Here is a 20,676-nt window from a genome sequence, read left to right as displayed (position 1 = left end):
GAAAGTGTCAGTAATTGGGGGTGTTGTCAATTATCTTAGAGTTCTATGCAACATGTCGTTTAAGCGAAAGGCGTTGATTCTTTTTAATTAGTAGTTGATTATTAAAAAGGCCGTATTTAAGAATGCAATAGATCGCCCTAAAGCCATCTTTCCAGCCTATCTTTTTCCCTTCTGCAAACGTTCTTCCATAATAGGAAATTCCCACCTCGTAGATTCGTAATCCCGGTACCATTGCTATTTTTGCAGTAATCTCAGGCTCAAACCCAAACCGTTTTTCTTCCAGCTTGATCTGTTGAATAAGAGCTGTCCTGAACATCTTATAGCCTGTTTCCATGTCCGTCAGATTAAGATTGCTGAACATGTTTGATAAAAAGGTCAGGAAGCGATTGCCTATAGAGTGCCAAAAGAAAAGAATGCGATGGGCGTTTCCGCCCATAAAGCGAGAACCGTATACCACATCGGCCTGTGCATTAATAATAGGTTTTAGCAGGGTGTTATATTCCCCCGGATCGTATTCCAGATCGGCATCTTGTACCAGCAGGTATTCCCCTGTAGCATGCACAATACCTGTATGTATAGCCGCACCTTTCCCTTGATTGACATCGTGGCGTAAATATTTAAAATAGTTGATGGTGAGTTCACTATTGGAAGTCATATACTCCTGTGCTGCCTGCCCAGTTTTGTCTTTAGAACAATCGTCCACGATTATGACTTCTTTCTCTATATTGCCTATCAACTTCACTTCATTGATCCTATCTAAGATGGAAGTAATTGTTTTTTCCTCATTGTAAGCTGGAACAATGATCGTAAGCCTGTTGATAAGCACATTAACTGATGGGGGTTTTTCGGTACTGAACGATGCGCTTTCGGTTTGTTGCGCCGAAGTAGATTCGGGCGCGGATAGACGCATGCTCTCTTGTGTTGATGGCATATAAGGCTTTTATGGTTGAACAATCATATTCATGATTTCAATACGGAATAGGTTAAAGGAACAGACGTTGAATGTGAGCGATCATTCTGAAGGGTGAATTTAATATAGGCATTATTGAACCCCTGGTTATTGTAATTAAATAGCCTTCATTGTCTGTATATCACACAATTGTAAGAATTTATCGATTGTGTAAAGTTGAATTGTCTGCTGAAACTATATTGTGTGTGTTGTAAACCCTGAAGCAAGTTACATTGCATTAGTTATGAATTTTTCCTCTTTTCTTTTGAATTTTTCCCGGTTAATGATGAATAAGCCCGACAATAAGATAGTTTATCCATTTTCGTTACATATGCGTCGAATTAAGTAGTTTTATAAGAGGAAAAGCCAATGAGCGGCTGGTGTCAATTTAAATATACAGGTATTATTGAGCCCCACTACCCGCCTTACAATATGCGTTGGAGTGCCTGGATAATAGGATGCTTACTATTATCGGGTACCTGTGTACATGCACAGGGAAGCCGGTATGGTTCAGTAAATGGTATTATAATCGACTCAATAACCCAGCAAGTGCTGGAATCGGTTTCGATTGCCGTTTATGTATGTTCAGATTCCTCATTGTTGAATTACGCCTTGTCTGACCGGAATGGTTTATTTACAATCAACAAGGTTCCGTTCAATACAAACTGCAAGCTGATCATCACTGCCCAGGGGTATGATGACTATTCCCAATTATTTATTATGACTCATGAATCGAAAATAAAGCGGCTCGATACGATTAGACTGGTAAAAGCATACAATGAATTGAAAACAGTAACTGTTATTGCGGCGCGACCTCCGATGTCAGTGCGAGGAGATACGCTGGAGTTTAACGCATCGTCTTTTAAATCCCCGCCCAATGCTATGGTGGAAGACCTGGTGAAACAATTACCTGGTGTGCAAGTAGATAATGAGGGCAATCTTACTGTTAATGGGAAAAAAGTGAAAAAAATAATGCTGAATGGTCAGGAGTTTTTTGGCGGCGATCCGAAAATTGCCATTAAAAACCTGCCCAAAGACATTGTTGATAAACTACAGGTGGTGGCTAATAAAAGCCTGGAAGCCCACTTTAACAAAACCATTGATGGAAATGACGACCTGGCAATAAATCTTACTTTGAAAAAAGACATCCAAAAGGGCTGGTTGGGAAGGGCCAGCGGCGGGTATGGGTCCAATGATCGATATGAATTCAATGAAATGATCAATTATTTTAAAGGTTCAACGCAACTTAGTTTCATTGGTAATGCCGATAATACAAACCGCGGCGGCGGCAGTTCGCTGAATGGTGGTAGTCCTGGATTAAACAATTCAATATCAGGTGGTGTAAATTTCAGCGATAACCTCGGAAAGCGGCTTAAATTAAACGGTAGTTATTTTTACAACGATAATCATACAGATAGTTACTCCAGGGTACAAAGAAAAAATATGCTGCCTGATTCTACGTTTTTTTATAATGCTTATAGCAGCAGTGGAAGCCAATATGGCAATCATAGAATATTTCTGAATTCAAGTTATAACGTGGATACTTTAACCGACCTTTACCTTAAAATAGATGTAAGCCGTAGTACAAGTGAGGGGCTGACCCGGAATAAGGCGTCTTCTACTTCCTTGTTAGGTGAAAGGATCAATGCCTGTGAAAACCTTTATGCTTCAAATTCCGATAGCAGGAATTTCACCACTGCTTTTTTCGTAAGTCGACAATTGAATAAATCGGGTCGTGGATTTACGTTAGGGGTGAATTACAATTATCTTAATTTGTCTTCTGTCAACGATAATATAGGCGTGAATGATTATTACAAAGGCGGTTTAATTGACAGTAGTGATGGGTTGAATCAGCGGAGTTTGGAGAAAAAGCCGGTCAAGGCGTTGGGACTTATGGCCACTTATGCACACCCACTTAGTAAGTATATCACAGCTATTTTGATGTATGATTATAACCGGAATACAAGCTTCTCAGAAAAGATGACTAATCGATTCAATATTTTAACAGATAAATATGATCTGGAAGATACTGCCTATACTAATTCGCTTTGCAATCTTATAGAATCTCATTGTCCCAATCTCAAATTTACGTTCTATAAAAATAAATTCAAAGCAGATATATGTTCGGGACTACAATTTTTGAAACAGGATAATGTTACTATTTTAACAAATGCCTTGCAGCATCAAAATTATGTCAGTTTTAGGCCTGCTGTGAACATGGAATACAATTTTAGCCAAACCGGGTCTGTATCGATCTTATATAATGGAAGTAGCCAGCAACCTTCCATTGAGCAATTACAACCCGTTCCTGATAACAGAAATCCGCTATATGTGCAATTGGGCAATCCCGGTTTGAAGCCTTCCTTTTTTCATAATTTCAATTTACAGGGCAGACATTCAAAGGGAAACTCTTATTGTTATAGCGGGTTAAATTTTTATACTACCCAAAACCAGATAGTAAATGAAACCTGGTTTGATGCCGTAGGCAAGCAGGTAAGTCGGCCCGTAAATATAAACGGCAATTATGGTGTGGCGGGAAATCTGCAATATAATTACACGTGGAAAAACACCAACGCTACCTTACGCGTGAATTTGGGTAGTTATGGAACTTATACGCGGAATAATGCTCCTATAAACAAGGCGCCCATTGTTTCAAAGGGGTATAGTATGTCACAAGATTTTGGGTTAAGTTTTATTTATAAACAATTGCTAAGCATAATGCCGTCATTTAATGTGCGTTATAATAAAACGTATTATAATGCCGAGTCTATGTATGATGCCAGTTTTATTACCAAAACATTTTCAATGAGCACCTTTCTGAATTGTCCGAATTGGTTGATCATTGAAAATAATTTGCAGTATATTTATAACAGCCGGATGGCGGCAGGTTTCAATAAGAATACCATTATGTGGAATGCCGCCTTAATTTGTCTGTTATTTAAAAAGCAACAAGGAACGATGCGGCTGGCTGTTTATGATATTTTAAAACAAAATGCCGGTGTTTCTCGCAGCATTACACAAAACTACCTGGAAGATAGCCAAACACAGGTATTGCAACGGTACCTCTTGTTGAGCTTTACGTACAATTTAAAGAAATTTGAAAAATAAGTGATAGGAGGTCTACAAAAGAAAATGCTATTATTATTCGGGATCTTTTGAATTACAATAGCATTTCACTAGCGTTTTGATGTTTTAATAATAAGTTCTTTGAAAGTATTGTCTATATTGAGTTTGCTGAGATTTTAGGCCTAAGACGATTTGATTTTTCGAGAATATTATTTTCCGTATATTATTGCAAATCAATTATTTGTGAATAATGGCAAGTACATTTTCTCCCAAATAATGAATTTAGTTTCATCTACATCGTTTCAAACCATTGTCACCCGATATAACGGCGATTATAAGGTCAAGGGTTTTAGTTGTTGGAAGCAATACTTGTGTATGGCTTTCGGACAGCTTACTCATCGGGAAAGTTTAAGCGATACCATTTTGTGTTTAAAAGCAAATGCTGACAAAATGTATCATTGGAGCATAGGTAATGTGGTTGCCAAAAGCACTCTTTCTACTGCAAATGAAAATCGTTCGTATCTGATTTATTATGACCTCGCAATGCTCTTAATAAAACAAGCAAAGCAATTGTATTTAGGTGATAGTGACCTGGAAGTAGAACTTGAGAACAATGTGTTTGCCATAGATTCCACTACGATTGACCTATGCTTAACAACATTTTATTGGGCAACTTTTCGTAGCACAAAAGGAGGCATAAAGTTACACACGCAATTAGATTTGAAAACCGCTATCCCTGAGTTCTTATATTTTTCCGCGGCTTCTGTTAACGACATGAATGTACTTGATTTTATTTCTTATGAAGCCAATAGCTTTTATATAATGGATAGAGGATATGTAGACTACAAGCGACTTTACCGGATTCATGGTTGTCAGGCATTTTACATTATCAGGGCCAAAGACAACATGAACTGTCGGCGTGTTAAATCCTATCCTTCGGATAAATGCAAAGGAGTGCTCTGTGATCAAAGCGTTCTACTTAATAATTTCTATGTTGCTAAAGATTATCCTGAGAAAATTCGGAGGATAAAATTCTATGATCATGAAAGCGGGATACTATTTGTTTTTCTTACAAACAATTTTCATTTTAAAGCAACTGAGATAGCTCAGCTTTATAAGCATCGATGGAAAATTGAATTGTTTTTCAAATGGATTAAACAGCATTTAAAAATAAAATCCTTTTGGGGACAATACAGATTTTAAGCATCTCCATTTTTGAAAAAATGCCCATAAATCAACTATTTCAACAAACTCAAAAACAATATTTCAAAGATCTAAATCATAACCAATTGAATATGTTTGACTAATATCAAAACGCTAGTGATAGCATTTAATTTCGATATTCTTAAAAATAGACGCTGTCAAGCGTTTGTGACACTTTTTCTTTGGGCGTTAAATTAAATATTTTCTTAAAATCGGAAGTAAAGTTTGCCTGTTCCCGATAACCGCATTTACAGGCGATTTGGGATACGCTCAATCTACCTTCTTCCAATAGGCTGCTTGCTTTTTCCATTCGCTTTTCCAGTTGAAATCGGATGATTGTTTTGCCTTCTAGTTGGCGAAATGATTCATGCAGCAAATTTTTGCCTATTGTTACTTTGGCGATCAGGTTGGGGATGGGAATGCGTTCCAACGGGTGTTGTTCAATATACTGCTTAATGATGCGCACCGCATCTGCAACGTGCGGGGAAACAGGCCTCTCGTTTCTCATATAAAAAGGTTTAATCATTCAATATTAACTCACGTTCGGATAGTCCGGTTTCTTTGATTGATTTTGTTTTTTTCAGCTTTTGTAAGTGAAGAATGTCCCGAATAACGAATTCAGATAATAGTATACAAAAGATTATCGTTAATATAAATTGAAATGCCTGGTATCGCAATACGATCGTTGAAGCCAGAATGCTAAATCCAGCATTGGCAATCAATACCAGTAAGGAACAATCAACTGTTTTCTTTGCAGCTTTGGCACAGTTGTTTACAGTTGCCAGGCAAACATAACCAAATGCAGCTAACAGCAGGATTAAGGTACAAATGCCATGTGCTATCACAATATAATCTGTAATCTTTATCTCATTGTTGATTGTTTTTTTAAATGGATGGGCTGAAATGTTAAACCATTGAACGCCCTCCGGCATAATGCTATCCTTGCGGTCATTGTATACTTCTAAAAATTCCAGGATGGGCGTAAAATACATTTCTATGTTAGATAGAATGTGATAGTTGAAATATAAACCAATGTGTTTTTTTATTAAATAATTACCATAGGAATTGTACAATGGCCCCATGCGCGCCCAGCGGATAAAGGTAGAATTAATGGAATATTTTTCTCCTTGCTGATTCATGTAATATCTTAAAGGAAATCTATAGTCCCATAAATAAAAAAGGGCCATGTTGTGTACATCTTTTGATGATTGGGGTTGTTGCAATTGTTTTCTATTCAGATTCACCAGCGTGTGTACTTCTTTAAATTCGGCTGGTACCCTCTCTACTGATAGTAAATTATTTCCCTGGGAGTAAGCCACCAGGGCATTGGTGGCCTGTTGCCAGCCACCAAAGGGGGAGAACTGCGCAATGCCGGTTATTTTTTTGAATTGTTGTTTGGTATACATTACAAAATAGCCCAGGGAAACAACAATAAGCGCGGCACTCACACCCTTTAACCAACGCGGCGCCCGGGAGAATACAACGATGCCGATACTGATGAGCGGATAATAAATGGCATTGTACCGCACCACAAAGGCCAGGAACAGGACAACGGTATGCGATAATAACAACCCAGTTGTTGGCCTTACCAGCATCCATAATAATTGGGTAAACCAGATCATGGTCAGGGCAGTAAATAAGGGGTCGCTACTTACAAAATTGCTTACCTGGTACATCAATGGGTTAAGTACACAACCTACCAATAAAACAATAAAGACCCATTTGCCTGGTTGCAACAGGTAACGAATGGTGAAAAGCATATACAGCAGACTTGTCTGCATTAAAATAAATTGAGTGGTCACTAACCAAAAATGCGATCGGGTAATAAAAGGAAAGAACTGTAAAAATTTCGTATAGCCTATTGGCCGGTAATCGATCATTCTTTTTTCCAGCGCGCCTTGTATGTATTCATAGGAATCGGGAAAGATATTGGGTAGCGGGTAAATCCGCTTAAACCAGGCAAAGGCAGGTGCCATGATAAGCATGGAGATGAGTAATAAGATGCGGTTCTCCCAGCTTTTTATTAGCCATGAAAAAAATGCTTGTGCCGGAATGTTGTCCCTGAATGCCATATATCAATTGACGTGTTGGGTTTGGTAAGTAGGTGTCTCTTTTTTAACAACATCGCTGTCAACAGACTTCTTTTCTTCGTGGTACTCTTGTTCGGTATTAATTGACCAAAGGTTTTCTTTGGTGGTGATCCCTGCTATAATATTGTCCACAGCCACCATGGCAGTTAACATGGAGTGATCGGTATTGTTGTATTTATGCATGCCATTACGCCCGATCAGGAAAAGGTTGTCAAACTGGTCGGTATAGTCTCTTATTTTATCAAATTGCAGGTAAGCACCAAAATAAGCCGGGTAGGTTTTTTCCATTCGTTGTACAGTTATATCAAGCACATCAGTTGTTCTAGCCAGTTGCATTTTTTCCAGTTCGCCAATGGCGATCTTTTTTATGTCTTCATCCGATAAGGCCCAGAAGGCATCTATTTTGTTGCAGAAATATTCCATGCCCAGCCAGGTGGTGTTGGGGTCATTTACCATATGTCCCCCCCAATTGTTATAGACTTGGATACGGCCAACCTTTACTTCCTTCTCTTGTATATAGATCCAGTTATCAGGTAGATCGATGAGTAACTTTTGCAACAGCACTCCCACGTTAACGAAATCCCGGTATTGCAGGCCGGCAGCAATTTCTTTCACCTCCATCGGCACCTGACCATTCATCCCGGCTATTAATTCCTGTACGGGCATGGTGCTGAAAAAATAATCACCTGCTAAAGGGTAGACTTCGTTGTTTTTTGTATTCCGGGCTTCTATACCGGTTACTTTATCGTCGCAGGTGATAATGTTTTCTACGATATAATGAGGGATGATCTTGCCACCCATGATCTCTATCTTCCGGGCAACCTCTTCCCACATTTGTCCGGCGCCAAGAGCGGGGTATAGAAATTGTTCTATCAGACTGGTCTCTGCGCCTTTTTGAGCTATAGAGTTATCCTTTCGTTTGTTTAGTGATTGGATGGCATGCTGGATGGCCTTGCCTAGGGAAACCCCTTTTATGCGTTGGGCGCCCCATTCGGCCGGAATATTTTCACAGGGTACGCCCCATACCTTTTCTGTATAGTCTTTAAAAAACAATCCGTACAATTCGTTTCCAAACTTGTTGATGATAAAATCTTCCAAACTCTTCTCAGGTTTGCGGGGAAAAAATCTGACCCATAAAAATGAGATCAGAATTTTGATTGTTCTGATTAATCCCAATGTACGTAAGGTATCCAGAGACAGCTGTATAGGGTAGGAGAAGAATTGCCGAAGAAAATAGATGCGGGTCAGTCGCTTGATCACGAGCATGCTTTTGTCAGAGGCGCTGTTGTCATTTGGTTGAGCGCCATTGGTATTTATTTCCCTTGATTTATTTTGGTAATTAATGGTTAACTTCTTTTCTTCTGAGGTTTGCATGGGCATAATATTAAGCCACCAGTCCATTACCCGGTCACTTTTGCTGAAAAAACGATGGGGACCCATATCCATCCGGTTGCCCTTATAGTTGATGGTTTTGCTGATGCCGCCAATATCGCCTGATTTTTCCAGGATGATCGGTGTAATGTCTGTGCGTTTTAATAGTTCATACGCTGCAGTCAGCCCAGCCGGTCCTGCCCCTATAATAATAGCTTTTTTACCCATAACAGCGGTTGTTAGGAATACTTTTTTGAATAATGTTATATACCTTTTTGTGTAAGTAGTTATTTTGATAGTAGAGGTACGGAAAAGTTAGTAAACTGTTTTCCATGCGGTAAGGCTCGGGTTGTTGATGCAGTGCCAGAAGGATAGGATGCGGTTGGGATGGTCACCCATAAATCGTGAGCCGTATACCACATCTACCGGGCCAGGCACAACGAATTTCAAGAGTGTTGTAGCCGTCCGGGTCATTCAGGTCGGCATCCTGTACCAACAGGTATTCGCCGGTTGCCTGGGCTATGCCTGTATGGATAGCCGCACCCTTCCCCTGGTTTACATCGTGGTTGAAAAGACTCCAAGTAATAAAGTTTAAGTTTATCAAGGTGCTTTATATAGTATAAGCATAGAACCTATATTTAATAAATTGCCAAAAGTATACCTGCCAATTTTATATCATACAATTCCTCAATGTTTGTTTCATCTATACAGTTTTCGATATAGAAATAATTGGTTGTTTAATCTCTGCTTTTGTTTTTTGACTAAAGTATAATTGCCGTAATAAGGGCTTTTCAACCAATTTGTAAAATCCTATGGCAAATAAAATTGCAACTGCCAACTGAAGCCATATCATTACATCGCCCTTCCAGAAAATAGTTGTTTTTTCATACAAGATTGTCAAGGCCCAAAAGACGCTAATGTGAGTTAGGTATATGGAATATGATGCATCGCCTAATAATAATGCCCATTTATAGTTAAAAAGACTGGATAAGCGTCCTTTCTTTTCAATAAATACACACCCGGCCACGATACAACAACTGGGAAGTCCCCAGAAAAAGAATTTTTTGAAACTGGAGTGACCATTTATTGTTAATTCATAATTCCATATATTGCCAAATCCAAATCGGATAATTAGTGCATAGGTGATCAATCCGGCCAATAAACAGGCGGTGGCTGCCCAAACAGGTATATGTGTGTTTTTTAAATATAATTGACAAATAATTATACCCATTACAAATTCGAGCATTATTGGATTGGTAATAAACTGCAGCCGGAGGTCATGTGGTTGCGTTAATTGACCAATGCTTATTAATAGTATAATTACAGCACATAGATATATCGGTTTATATTTTACATTGAGCAGAAGTACAGTAAAGAAGAGTATATAAAACAGCCATTCAAAACTTAAAGTCCAACCTACGATTAATAAAGGTGTGAAAAAATGAGCATCATGTGTAACAGGGAATATTAGCAAAGTGTCAGGCAGAGATCTGGTCAGGTCTATGAAATAATTTGTCAGTTCTACCTTATAAAATAACAGTTGTAGTAATATTACACCTGCGTAAATTAAGGATGCTATATAATAGATAGGGTTAATCCGATAAAAGCGTCTCTTTAAAAAAAGCCACGCTTCTTGCGTTCCTTTTGTGTCGTGTGCGATATAGGTGATGATAAATCCAGAGATCACAAAAAATATGTCAACTCCAATACAGCCGAAATGTTCAAGATGATAGAACTTTTGTTGCAAAGAGATGTCATGCTCCTTTTGTATGTCCATTGAATGCTCATAAACAACAAGCAAAGCTGCCACCGCCCGCAAAAATTGTATGGAGTTAAGCTTCATGTTGATGTCTTTGACTAACAGTTATATAAAGGAAAAAGTAATACATCTTCGCTTTTAAATAAAAGGCACTTTTATGGTTAATTACATTGATAGTGTTAAATAGAAACGCTGTAATAATTAACTAAATAAAAGCCAGTGATAAATGTTCCTTCGGTATAACGAGATAGGCCCCTGAGCACTCGGGGCGAAGTCGAAGGGTGCCCCAACAATTTTGATAAAAGCATTCATTGCCCTTCGTTCAGGTTATAAATTGTATCACCAGCTTTTACGTTCATTTATGAAAAAAGTATCGGGATGCCGGATTGGGATCACCGTTTAAGCCGCGTTTCGACAAACACGGCGTACCGGTGTAAACCTTATTCTAGAGAATATAAACCTTTGTAAGTAGAAAGTAGTTGTTAGTTTATAACAGCTTTAGCTGCTCTTACAGACTGTTTAAATAATTGATCGGTGTTTGATTATATGCCTTTTTAAATGCCTTGCTTAGGGTGTTGGTATTGCTATAGCCGCATTTGGTGGCAATCCGCTCCAGGCTCACCCTGCGGTCCCGGAGTAACTTGGCGGCTAATTCCACCCGTTTTTGGAACTGGTATTGGCTAATGGTAACCTTGTATTTGTTTTTGAACGCGCTCGCCAGGTCCTGCTGATCGATGCCGCCTGTTCTGCTTGCATAATAGGAGACGCGTTTGCGTTTGTGGGGATTATTGTCAATGTCGGCTTTAACGTTTGCTACGCACTTGTCAATATAAGCATCCAGCCGACGTAACGCTTTTTGTAATTGGAGCGTGCTTTCTTCTTCACTCCTTCTGGAAGGATAATCATCCTCGTCATCGAGGCCAGGCCTGAATAAGGTTTCCATTTGCAAGGTTTTTAAGGTTTTGTTTTAGGCGCCAAAGCCTTTGGCGTAGGCGCCCTTATAGCCTTGGACGCTTGCGCCGGAGCGTTAGCGTCGGAGCGCCTAAGCACCCCTGGAATTGTTTCGCTATCTAAGTTACACTCTCAAAAAGCCCTTTCCAAATTTTCGGCTCGCATACTTTGTATTCGTTTGTCATACTTTGACTGCGGATCACCGTTATACTCTCTATTGCAATAACTTATTGAGGGTGGTAGGTGTTAACCCAAAGAACCTTTTATAAGCAGTGGAAAAGGCACGGGTCTCGGTGTATTTCAATTCTTTGGCTACTTCTTTTACATCCTTGCCGGCATCAAATAATTCCTGCCCCCGTTCCATCCTTTTGCGCAGTTTGTAATCGCGGATGCTTTCGCCAAACAGTTTTTTAAAGGCCATTGATAATACATTGCGGCTTACGCCAAACTGGGCACTGAGTTGGTCTGCCGGCAAACCAAGGGAACATTCGGCATCCAGCAATTCTTTGTAGGCGGTTACTGCCATCAATACATGACGCTTGAATTTTTTTTCGGGATTCATACTCACAAAGTTTAATGGTAAACGATATAAATCAGCATTGGGGGCCGGTCTCAACATAAAACCGGCTCTCCGTATATTCCAGGAACTGGTTGGGACTGGTAAATACCATGCCCAACTCGTGCTCCTGGTCGTAATCATCGCGTACGATCATGGTGTTGTTCTTCGCCAGGCGAAAATACAATGCATAGAATACGACCTTTACTACAATGGTACAGAAGATCTCTACCTTGCCTTTTTGGTACAAGGCCCATAGCTTGTCAGGGGTCATGGTTTGTAGTGCACGGGTGCCGGAGAATTGAAAATCGTCTACAAAGGTTTGGAATGGCTGGCTGGGGTATATTAAACCGTAGTCAACATAGGGCTCGGGTGGGGGATTCAGGTTGCAAACAACAAACACGCTGTCATCCATATTCATAATATACTCTATACCCTGGGGGTTGTCGTAGATGCCTAAATGATCATCCAGGAATGTATAAATATGTTTGCCTGCCCTGGTCATACCCCGGGAGTTTTGTGTTATATAATAAGATCAATGCTTTTTTGCGTAGTTCGTGATGTAATTAATAAAATCGGCCGGCTTTTCCAGTTTCTTGCGCGCCACCCAACTCAGTTCGTCATCTTCATCCTTCACATGCACTTTGCCGTCCTTCCGGTGGAAAACCAGTTCCCAGCAGCAGTCCCCATTATCATATAAAACACTTAAAATGGCTGCTCCCTTTATGTAGAGTTCGAGTAAAAGGTGCGGACTAACAAAGTGTAGTTGTTCAACCGTTGTAATACCAGTGAGTTGGCTGAAATGTGCCACCGTAATATCTTCTATGCACACCTCCATGGTATAACCGGTGTCGAGTAGAATGCCGGGATAGTGGGCCGTAATGTTGAACGCGCCGTCTTCCAACAGAAAGCTTTGTACACCAAAGGGATTGGTGTAAAACCCCAGGTTGTTTGTCAGGAACCGGGTGATCGGGTCTTTGTCTGATTCATTGGTCCGTTTCATGTGCAATGGTTTAATGGTCTACTGAATCGGTGCCGGATCGTTGCATCATTAACGTTAAAGACCTGTAAGGTTCGCCATTGGGTGCTGAACTTGCGGGCTGAAGACGCGACCCTGACAGGTCTTATTGGTTTTTCGAACCCGACCTGTCAGGTCCAAGATAGCTCACTGTTTGTGCGAGACCCTGTGATGGACCTTACAGGTCTTCTCGGTTTTTTCGAATCCGACCTGTCAGGTCCAAGATAGCTCACTGTTTGTGCGAGACCCTGTGATGGACCTTACAGGTCTTATTTGTTTTTCGAACCCGACCTGTCAGGTCCAAGTCATCTCACTGTTTGTGCGAGACCCTGTGATGGACCTTACAGGTCTTATTGGTTTTTAGAACCCGACCTGTCAGGTCCAAGATAGCTCACTGTTTGTGCGAGACCCTGTGATGGACCTTACAGGTCTTGTCGGTTTTTAGAACCCGACCTGTCAGAGCCTGCCCCGCTTTGCGGGGTCCAAGATAGCTCACTGTTTGTGCGAGACCCTGTGATGGACCTTACAGGTCTTATTGGTTTTTAGAACCCGACCTGTCAGAGCCTGCCCCGCTTTGCGGGGTCCAAGATAGCTCACTGTTTGTGCGAGCCCCTGTGATGGACCTTACAGGTCTTCTCGGTTTTTTCGAATCCGACCTGTCAGGTCCAAGTCATCTCACTGTTTGTGCGAGACCCTGTGATGGACCTTACAGGTCTTCTCGGTTTTTTAGAACCCGACCTGTCAGGTCCAAGTCATCTCACTGTTTGTGCGAGACCCTGTGATGGACCTTACAGGTCTTCTCGGTTTTTTAGAACCCGACCTGTCAGGTCCAAGATAGCTCACTGTTTGTGCGAGATCCTGTGATGGACCTTACAGGTCTTATTTCTGGTTATATCGCCATTCTGTTGGACTTTGCCCATAATATTTCTTAAATGCGTTACAAAAAGCACTAATAGATGAATAATGCAACGTTATGGCTATTGCCTTGATAGATCTGCCTGTGCCCAACAATTGTTTTGCGTATGCCATGCGTAATCTAAGCCGGTATTGCCCAATGGGTGCGCCATGCGTTTGTTTAAAGGCATTCTGCAGCACATTGCGGCTGATGCCAGTTTCGTTGGCCAGCATTTCATTGGTAATGCCGTTCGTTGGGTTGTCATCTATTATCTTTTTTACCCTTCTTACCGCATCCCGTATATCCTTTCTAATATAGCTATATCTTGTTTTGGGCATGCACGCCGGTTTAAATGAATGTGCGGATAAGTAAAAGCCGTTGTGGGTTGTAGCGTCCGCGGCCACATTCATTTTCAAACTGCGTTTGCCTCGCTATGTTTTTAACAGGTAGAGCAGGTAGACGTTACAGTTATAACATACTACCTAAGCAATTCAATCTATTTATGGATAGGGCGCTACAAGTTGTCCGGTCACCAGGGACCATGATTACGGTTTCTACTTTCCTATTGCAAGTTAATTAGCCTGTTAGTATTTTAAGAATCAATCAGTTCATGTTTTGCACTATCAATTTTTAAATTTCACCGTTTTGGCAAAATAGTCAGAGTGGTGCTGATGGATTGTCTACTAGTTTGGAGGATAATGTGGCTGATGTGTTTTGAAATAAAACGCGTTATATATGGAGATACAACTGGTATGTTCACCTTTATTTGGTATGGAAATTTATTTTTTTTTGAAAAAAGAGGCCCCGATGTGACTCTTTTTAATGCTTGTTTTAAGGAATCCCCTCCTGGGAGGGGTAGGGGTGGGTTTCCTGTGTTTCATTCGAGATTAATCAAAATAATACCCACCCCTATCATCAGTGTTTATGTGCTGCACCCTGCGACCCCTCCGGAGGAGGGGATTTAGCTCTCCATTTCGCTTAACTAAACGACATTGAGCGGACTCTTGCGCCATACCCCTAAGTGACGCATTTACATATTATTACGACGGCAAATGTGTTGACCTGGGTCAAAATGATGGGTTATTGTACAAATTCATTCAGCTTTCAAACAGATTTTGGAACTTCCTTCGTTAATTTAGCGCCCGTTCTGCGAGCACACCTATTTTTTTATTAAAAAAGTGATCAGGCTGGTTACATAATTCAGCCCCGCGTTTACTATTAATATGATAAAAGGCAGTACGTTTTCTGATGCGGAGCTGTTATCCGCCATCAGAAGAAGTGATGAATTGAACAACGCCATTTATTTCATTTATCAGCAGTATTCTCAAACGATCCAGTCTTTTATACTGGCCAACAGCGGCATGCCTGCCGATGCGGAAGATATTTTCCAGGAAACGGTGGTTGTTTTCCTCGACCTGGTGAAGAAAGACAAATTCCGCGGCGAGGCCAGCGTAAAAACCTTTTTAACGGCCATAGCCCGCAACCTGTGGCTGAATGAGCTGAAAAAAAGAGAGCGGAGTGAAGTGCGTGAGAAAGCGTTTGAGACCAGTCGCGATGTTACCGAACCGGACGTAAGCCAGCACATCGCTCACCAGGAAGTAAAAAAACAGTTCCTGGAAGTGATGGGAAAACTGGGTGAGAACTGTAAAAAGCTGCTGACGCTTTTCTACTACGAGAATATGTCAATGAAAGACATTGTACATCACCTGCCATATGAAAACGAACAGGTGGTGCGAAACAAAAAATATAAATGCCTGCAATCGCTGACGGAGCTTTTAAAAAATAACCCGGAGATCGCCCGGCAAATGAACCAACGAGAACTATAACTTATGGAAGGCCACAACGAACAAATACTGATCAATTACCTCGACAGGACCCTGGAAGAAAGGGAAATGCGCGAAGTGGAAGAAATGATCAATACCGACCTGGAAGTGCGTAAACAATGGCAATACCTGCAACTGGCAGTGGATGCGGTGGAATATGCGGCGTTGTACGACCAGGTAGCGGCGGTTAAAGAGAATTTCAGGGCCATTCAACCAATGGAGGTATTACATACTACTAATAATAGTAACGGGCGCGTTCGGGTACTGCGTCCATTCATGCGGGTTGCTGCAGCCGTTCTGGTATTAATAGTAGGCACAGTCGCTTACAAATATTTTACGGTAGACGCAACCAATGTGTATGAAAAAGCGTTTATTGAGTACACACTAACCACTACCAGGGGGCAGGCAACGAGTTCGGAGCTGGAAGAAGCGTACCGTTCACAAAACTGGAACGGAGTAATTGCCGCCGCAAACCAAACTACCTTAACTGACAATAAAGCCTTATTCCTGGCCGGCATGGCCCACCTACAGCTGCATAACCAGGCAGCAGCCAGTGAACAATTTGAAAAAGTATTGCGTAACAATTCCCAAACGGGTGATGATTACTTTCAGGACGAAGCCCAGTTTTACCTGGCGCTGAGTTACCTGGGGGCAAACAAAACCGTAGCCGGTATCAATTTGTTACAACAAATACGCTCAAATAACAACCATTTGTATCACCAACAGGCGATGCAGATAGGAAAAATAGATCTTCAACTATTGAAAATCAAGGCGAACCGATAATCTTAAGATTTTTTGAAAAAAAAGTTGATTACGCGGTTACATTCCTTTCAACAGCTTTTACTAATTAATAGAACCAGCTCTTTCAAATAAGTCTTTTTATTCGTGAAGGCCCGGATCATAATATCGGAAACCTGAGTAGATCATAGCATTTACTGCAGAGAAACCTGGATGGTTCCGTCTTCACGAATTATCCCTACGTATTCGTGTAGAACCGAATCATAACATCGGAAACCTGAGTAAGTCATAGTATTTACTACAGAGAAACCTGGATGGTTCCGTCTTCACGAATATCTTACTAGTTCGTGAAGGTCCGAATCATAATATCGGAAACCTGAGTAGATCATCGCATTTACTGCAGAGAAACCTGGATGGTTCCGTCTTCACGAATTATACTTACAAATTCGTGAAGGTCCGAATCATAATATCGGAAACCTGAGTAAGTCATAGCATTTACTGCAGAGAAACCTGGATGGTTCCGTCTTCACGAATTATACTTACAAATTCGTGAAGGTCCGAATCATAATATCGGAAACCTGAGTAGATCATTGCATTTACGACAGAGAAACCTGGATGGTTCCGTCTTCACGAATTTCTCTACAGATCCGTGATGATCCGATCCATAATATCGGAAACCTGATCAGTCTCGGCTGAGCCGAGACGGGAGACAGAGAAACCTGTGTGGTTCCGTCATCACGGATCAAAACTTTGTATTCGTGAGGAACGGATCATGATATTGGAAACCTGACCCGTCTCGGCTCAGCCGAGACGAGGGACAGAGAAACCTGGATGGTGCCCTTTCTCACGAATTTTTTTAACACGCACACACGATTAGTTTTATAGTTTTTTTGCCCTAAGCACTAAACCTAATTGCATTTTAAAGGGATGCACTTGGTAATGGAATCCTGATTTACACAATGATTTAAGTTTTCAGACCGGTAATCGGGCAGGCGTAGCTAGCCCGATTATCTTTTTTTGTCAGAACTGGGATTTTTGGGATTAGAGGATGTTTGGGATATCGGGGTTGAAAGAACGACTAAGACCTGTAAGGTCCGCCATCGGGTCTTGAACAATCAGATGGCTTATGCGGTCCTGACAGGTCTGGTTTTAAATGAGAAGAATTCGATCTGTCAGGTGCAATTCAACCCTCTAATAAGGCAAGCTTAAATGATGCATCCAGGTCTTTCTAAATAATTCGTCTTAATAAGATATTCATCTCTCGGCTACGGGATGTAACCTTAAAAAGTCGACGTCTTGACCTCAAGGGATAACGCAGAACCTGCATTAGTCCGGAGTACACACATCAGAGCAATCTTAATCCGTATTTCTGTGCAAGCTACGTCGACTTTTTTCTTCGCTTTAGGTAGATCATTACAAACAGCACTGCCACTGCCGCGCTACTAACAAGCAACCACCAGTACCAGCTAACCGCTTTCACTAATGGCTGGTTATCCCCTGTGAGAATTAAATGGGCCCAAAAGTTTGGTGTTTTATACAATGCATTGCTGTGCAGGTAATCTAGTTTTGCCTGCCGCAATGCTTTTGATTTTGTATACCCCTTTTGTAAATAGCAATGAAACTGGTGTAGAATGGCGGCTGTAGCGGCATCATCGGCCTTCCATAAACTGTTTACCATACTGGCGCAACCGGCATAAGCAAACCCGCGCGTAAGGCTCAGCACGCCTTCGCTGTTCACTAATTGACCATGGCCGGTTTCACAGGCGCTGATGATAATAAGCTGCGTTTTTTCCATATTCAACCCATACAGTTCTTCCAGGTACAGGGCATCCAGCGTGGGTTGCCGGGTAGTTGGGTAGAAAGCGATAAAAGAAGCCGCGCTGTTGCCGGTATCAGCAATGGCATGGGTGGCCAAATGCACTACGGGGTATTGCGACAGGTTTTGCAGGAATTGTTCCTTGGTGGCCTGTTGATTGAGAAAAGTCAAACCGGGCAAATACGCGATCTCCTGCGCAGACGCCGGTAATTGCTGCATGAAATTATAAACCGGGTGCGGAAAGCGCTCACCTGCCTCCGCAAAGGGCGCAAAGGCCAGGGTTTGAAGGCTGTTGTTAGTTGGTGGCATTTTCGCAGCCTGCGTTACCATAAAGCGTGATGAGAATTGATAACTGATCTCGGTTGTTTCCAGCAAGGTCCTGGCATCGGCGCCTGCCGCGGCGGGTAATGATTCAAAAGGCAGGTAATAGAGAATGTTATCAGGAATGATGGTCCAGTCGGTAGTGCCTTCCGTTAATGCTTGTATGGGTTGTACCAATCGTTGATACAATTGTTGCCCCCAGGGCTCGCCTTTAAACCGGCGCCCGCTTTCGGGGTTTTGCAGGGCTGTCAGCCAGTGTGTGATAGCCTGTTGCAGGGTAGCAAAAGAATCGATGCGGGTTTGTTTAAAACCCGAACGCGTTACCACAAATACATGGAGCGTATTGCCGGTGGCATAAAAGCTGATCACCGCCTGATCGCGGTGTAGATATTGTTGCAGGGAATCGGGCCGCGGATAGGTGTCGCTGTATTTAAGTTGATAATACGCACTGTTCTGCTCCAGCGCATGTTGTACCTGCGCCAGCTTTATTTCATAATCGGCTTTTTCATTGGCCAGTTTAACCAGTGTGGTACTGTCGGGTGTTTGATCACTATGGATGCTCAACCGCGCGAGGTTGTATTTGATGTTCCGTTCCTGTTGTAATAAAGCCGGGTCAATACCAGGCAGTTTGCGCGACCCTTTTTGGGTAATGCCGCTGTACATCACCGACGCCTTATTGCGCTCCGCCATTACAAAGGCTTCCTGCGCATACCCTTTGTTGGGGTACAATGCATGTAACTGTAAACAGACACTTACCGCATTTTGATACACCTGCTGGTTGTTGTTCTTCAGAAACAGTTTGGCTTCGTCGGTATCGTAGCTTTTTTCAATAAATCGTAACAGTGCCATGGCGCTGGCATAGGTGTCCAGGGCCGCTTGCAGCTGGGTTTCGATATGAGTAGCTTTATATAATGCTTCGAAGACCGTGGCTTTTTTTAACAATGCATCAAACAGGCGATAGGAGGTAAAGGTGCCGGTGAACTGCGTAGGGTTCGCCCGGATATCCGTATTGTTGAAATGCCCGCTAAAGACAATAATAGCCTGTTGCAGGCTTTGTAACGCCGCATCGTATTGTTGTTGGTTGATCAGCCAGTCGCCCCGGTACAAATGATGCATGCCGGCATACATACTGTTGGGCGCTGCTTTGTAGGGGGAAGTGGATTGGGTAAACCGTTTCAGAAAATAATTGGCCGAATCAGTGTGCCGCAGCAACAAATGCGTATGCGCGAGTTCGTTAAACACCCGCGGCAGGGTAGTGGTATTTACCTGGTGGAACCAGCGCAGAGCCTCGGGGTAATCGCCCATGGCTTTGTAGGCCAGTCCGAGGTTTAAAAAGATCTGACTGGTAAAGACCTTTTGCGAACAAATGGTTTTGTAAATGGAAATGGCCTGCTGGTACTGACCCAGTTTATACGAGGCCGCCGCAATATTGTTCTCGATGTTCACCACCCAGGTGGCGTCTTTTTTTGTCTTTTTATTGATGATCTCCAGCGCCTGGGTAAAGTAATTGCGGCTTTGTAAATAGTTCCCATTCTCATAATACAACACGCCCAGGTCGTTGTACAGCCGTTCTTTTTCGGGAATATTGGGAAAGCGTTCAGCCAGGGTTTCTGCCTGTAATAAAAAATAACTGGCCGAATCAAAATTGTTCAGGTGGTAATATACCGAACCGGTATGTTCGGCCACTTCGTATAACAGCGAATCGCTCCACTGCGGCAGTTGTTGTTTGATGCGATGTGCCTGCAAATAAGCCCTGACGGCAGCGGGATAATTGGTTTGTACTTCCTGCAAAATACCCGTGTTCAAATAAGAATAGAACAACAGGGAGTCGGGGCCGACGGCGTTTTTCTCTCCCAGCGTTATTACCTGTTGATAGGCTGCCAGCGCCAGGCTATCGGTAGCATCGGTGGGATTGGATAAATGGAACAGGTGATTGGCCTTTTTGTACAGGGCCGTCATGGCCGGCGTGGGCTGGTTGGGGTTGCCAGTATGGTACGCACAAACCAGCAAGGCGGCGAACAAGAGCCAGCCTTTCCATACAATGCCCCGTGTTGCCTTCACCAGTTTATTCATGGATAGGTCGAAGATAAGATAAAACAGCTTCAAGCTTCAAGCCGCAA

At 42.1% G+C, this 20,676-nt stretch carries 16 protein-coding genes; 4 read left to right on the top strand and 12 right to left on the bottom strand.

The annotated features are described in order from the left end of the window. Window positions 1-43: 43 nt before the first annotated feature. Window positions 44-931 (bottom strand): glycosyltransferase family 2 protein, encoded by an 888-nt coding sequence (locus J7I42_RS30285; protein ID WP_209143355.1) that lies wholly within the window; start codon window positions 929-931, stop codon window positions 44-46. Between the two features lie 387 nt (window positions 932-1,318). On the opposite strand from J7I42_RS30285, the gene J7I42_RS30280 reads away from it, so the two are divergent. Both J7I42_RS30280 and J7I42_RS30275 read left to right on the top strand, forming a co-directional pair. Continuing rightward, window positions 1,319-4,057, top strand: coding sequence for an outer membrane beta-barrel protein (locus J7I42_RS30280; protein ID WP_209143353.1), 2,739 nt, complete (start codon window positions 1,319-1,321; stop codon window positions 4,055-4,057). A gap of 201 nt (window positions 4,058-4,258) precedes the next feature. After that, on the top strand, window positions 4,259-5,218 hold the full coding sequence (locus tag J7I42_RS30275; protein WP_317196272.1) for an IS4 family transposase: 960 nt from the start codon (window positions 4,259-4,261) through the stop codon (window positions 5,216-5,218). Between the two features lie 142 nt (window positions 5,219-5,360). Here the strand turns inward: J7I42_RS30275 and J7I42_RS30270 are convergent, their stop codons facing one another. From J7I42_RS30270 to J7I42_RS30225, 10 genes are all read right to left on the bottom strand, one after another. Further along, window positions 5,361-5,726 (bottom strand): helix-turn-helix transcriptional regulator, encoded by a 366-nt coding sequence (locus J7I42_RS30270; protein WP_209143349.1) that lies wholly within the window; start codon window positions 5,724-5,726, stop codon window positions 5,361-5,363. 10 nt (window positions 5,727-5,736) lie between these two features. Then, the gene (locus J7I42_RS30265) at window positions 5,737-7,290 is read right to left on the bottom strand and encodes a hypothetical protein (protein WP_209143347.1); all 1,554 of its coding nucleotides are present in this window, start codon (window positions 7,288-7,290) and stop codon (window positions 5,737-5,739) included. 3 nt (window positions 7,291-7,293) lie between these two features. Next, window positions 7,294-8,907, bottom strand: coding sequence for an NAD(P)/FAD-dependent oxidoreductase (locus J7I42_RS30260; protein WP_209143345.1), 1,614 nt, complete (start codon window positions 8,905-8,907; stop codon window positions 7,294-7,296). Window positions 8,908-9,070: 163 nt separating this feature from the next. Continuing rightward, a complete protein-coding gene (locus J7I42_RS35795) occupies window positions 9,071-9,283 on the bottom strand; it encodes a glycosyltransferase (protein ID WP_209143343.1) in 213 nt (70 codons plus the stop codon). A gap of 99 nt (window positions 9,284-9,382) precedes the next feature. Beyond that, window positions 9,383-10,522 (bottom strand): acyltransferase family protein, encoded by a 1,140-nt coding sequence (locus J7I42_RS30250; protein WP_209143341.1) that lies wholly within the window; start codon window positions 10,520-10,522, stop codon window positions 9,383-9,385. Between the two features lie 424 nt (window positions 10,523-10,946). Beyond that, complete coding sequence (locus J7I42_RS30245) at window positions 10,947-11,381, bottom strand: helix-turn-helix domain-containing protein (protein ID WP_209143339.1); 435 nt, start codon at window positions 11,379-11,381, stop codon at window positions 10,947-10,949. Between the two features lie 222 nt (window positions 11,382-11,603). Continuing rightward, window positions 11,604-11,951 (bottom strand): helix-turn-helix domain-containing protein, encoded by a 348-nt coding sequence (locus J7I42_RS30240; protein ID WP_209143337.1) that lies wholly within the window; start codon window positions 11,949-11,951, stop codon window positions 11,604-11,606. 31 nt (window positions 11,952-11,982) lie between these two features. Beyond that, window positions 11,983-12,450, bottom strand: coding sequence for a hypothetical protein (locus J7I42_RS30235; RefSeq protein WP_209143335.1), 468 nt, complete (start codon window positions 12,448-12,450; stop codon window positions 11,983-11,985). A 30-nt stretch (window positions 12,451-12,480) separates the two neighbouring features. Continuing rightward, complete coding sequence (locus J7I42_RS30230; protein WP_209143333.1) at window positions 12,481-12,948, bottom strand: hypothetical protein; 468 nt, start codon at window positions 12,946-12,948, stop codon at window positions 12,481-12,483. An 894-nt stretch (window positions 12,949-13,842) separates the two neighbouring features. Next, on the bottom strand, window positions 13,843-14,196 hold the full coding sequence (locus J7I42_RS30225; protein WP_209143331.1) for a helix-turn-helix domain-containing protein: 354 nt from the start codon (window positions 14,194-14,196) through the stop codon (window positions 13,843-13,845). Between the two features lie 885 nt (window positions 14,197-15,081). On the opposite strand from J7I42_RS30225, the gene J7I42_RS30220 reads away from it, so the two are divergent. Further along, on the top strand, window positions 15,082-15,684 hold the full coding sequence (locus J7I42_RS30220) for an RNA polymerase sigma factor (protein ID WP_209143329.1): 603 nt from the start codon (window positions 15,082-15,084) through the stop codon (window positions 15,682-15,684). Window positions 15,685-15,687: 3 nt separating this feature from the next. Beyond that, window positions 15,688-16,464, top strand: a complete 777-nt coding sequence (locus J7I42_RS30215) for a tetratricopeptide repeat protein (RefSeq protein WP_209143327.1) — start codon at window positions 15,688-15,690, stop codon at window positions 16,462-16,464. A gap of 1,333 nt (window positions 16,465-17,797) precedes the next feature. Here J7I42_RS30215 and J7I42_RS30210 read toward each other — a convergent pair. Further along, window positions 17,798-20,629 (bottom strand): CHAT domain-containing protein, encoded by a 2,832-nt coding sequence (locus J7I42_RS30210; protein WP_209143325.1) that lies wholly within the window; start codon window positions 20,627-20,629, stop codon window positions 17,798-17,800. Between the last annotated feature and the right edge of the window lie 47 nt (window positions 20,630-20,676).

The sequence above is a fragment of the Niastella soli genome (assembly GCF_017742245.1).
Lineage (GTDB): Bacteria > Bacteroidota > Bacteroidia > Chitinophagales > Chitinophagaceae > Niastella > Niastella soli.
This window is presented reverse-complemented; position numbering and strand designations above follow the sequence as displayed.

Bases quoted from the DNA above. Each gene is read 5' to 3' on its own strand.
- J7I42_RS30285 (WP_209143355.1), bottom strand. From the start codon at position 931: ATGCCATCAACACAAGAGAGCATGCGTCTATCCGCGCCCGAATCTACT.
- J7I42_RS30280 (WP_209143353.1), top strand. From the start codon at position 1,319: ATGAGCGGCTGGTGTCAATTTAAATATACAGGTATTATTGAGCCCCAC.
- J7I42_RS30270 (WP_209143349.1), bottom strand. From the start codon at position 5,726: ATGAGAAACGAGAGGCCTGTTTCCCCGCACGTTGCAGATGCGGTGCGC.
- J7I42_RS30265 (WP_209143347.1), bottom strand. From the start codon at position 7,290: ATGGCATTCAGGGACAACATTCCGGCACAAGCATTTTTTTCATGGCTA.
- J7I42_RS30260 (WP_209143345.1), bottom strand. From the start codon at position 8,907: ATGGGTAAAAAAGCTATTATTATAGGGGCAGGACCGGCTGGGCTGACT.
- J7I42_RS30250 (WP_209143341.1), bottom strand. From the start codon at position 10,522: ATGAAGCTTAACTCCATACAATTTTTGCGGGCGGTGGCAGCTTTGCTT.
- J7I42_RS30245 (WP_209143339.1), bottom strand. From the start codon at position 11,381: ATGGAAACCTTATTCAGGCCTGGCCTCGATGACGAGGATGATTATCCT.
- J7I42_RS30240 (WP_209143337.1), bottom strand. From the start codon at position 11,951: ATGAATCCCGAAAAAAAATTCAAGCGTCATGTATTGATGGCAGTAACC.
- J7I42_RS30235 (WP_209143335.1), bottom strand. From the start codon at position 12,450: ATGACCAGGGCAGGCAAACATATTTATACATTCCTGGATGATCATTTA.
- J7I42_RS30230 (WP_209143333.1), bottom strand. From the start codon at position 12,948: ATGAAACGGACCAATGAATCAGACAAAGACCCGATCACCCGGTTCCTG.
- J7I42_RS30225 (WP_209143331.1), bottom strand. From the start codon at position 14,196: ATGCCCAAAACAAGATATAGCTATATTAGAAAGGATATACGGGATGCG.
- J7I42_RS30220 (WP_209143329.1), top strand. From the start codon at position 15,082: ATGATAAAAGGCAGTACGTTTTCTGATGCGGAGCTGTTATCCGCCATC.
- J7I42_RS30215 (WP_209143327.1), top strand. From the start codon at position 15,688: ATGGAAGGCCACAACGAACAAATACTGATCAATTACCTCGACAGGACC.
- J7I42_RS30210 (WP_209143325.1), bottom strand. From the start codon at position 20,629: ATGAATAAACTGGTGAAGGCAACACGGGGCATTGTATGGAAAGGCTGG.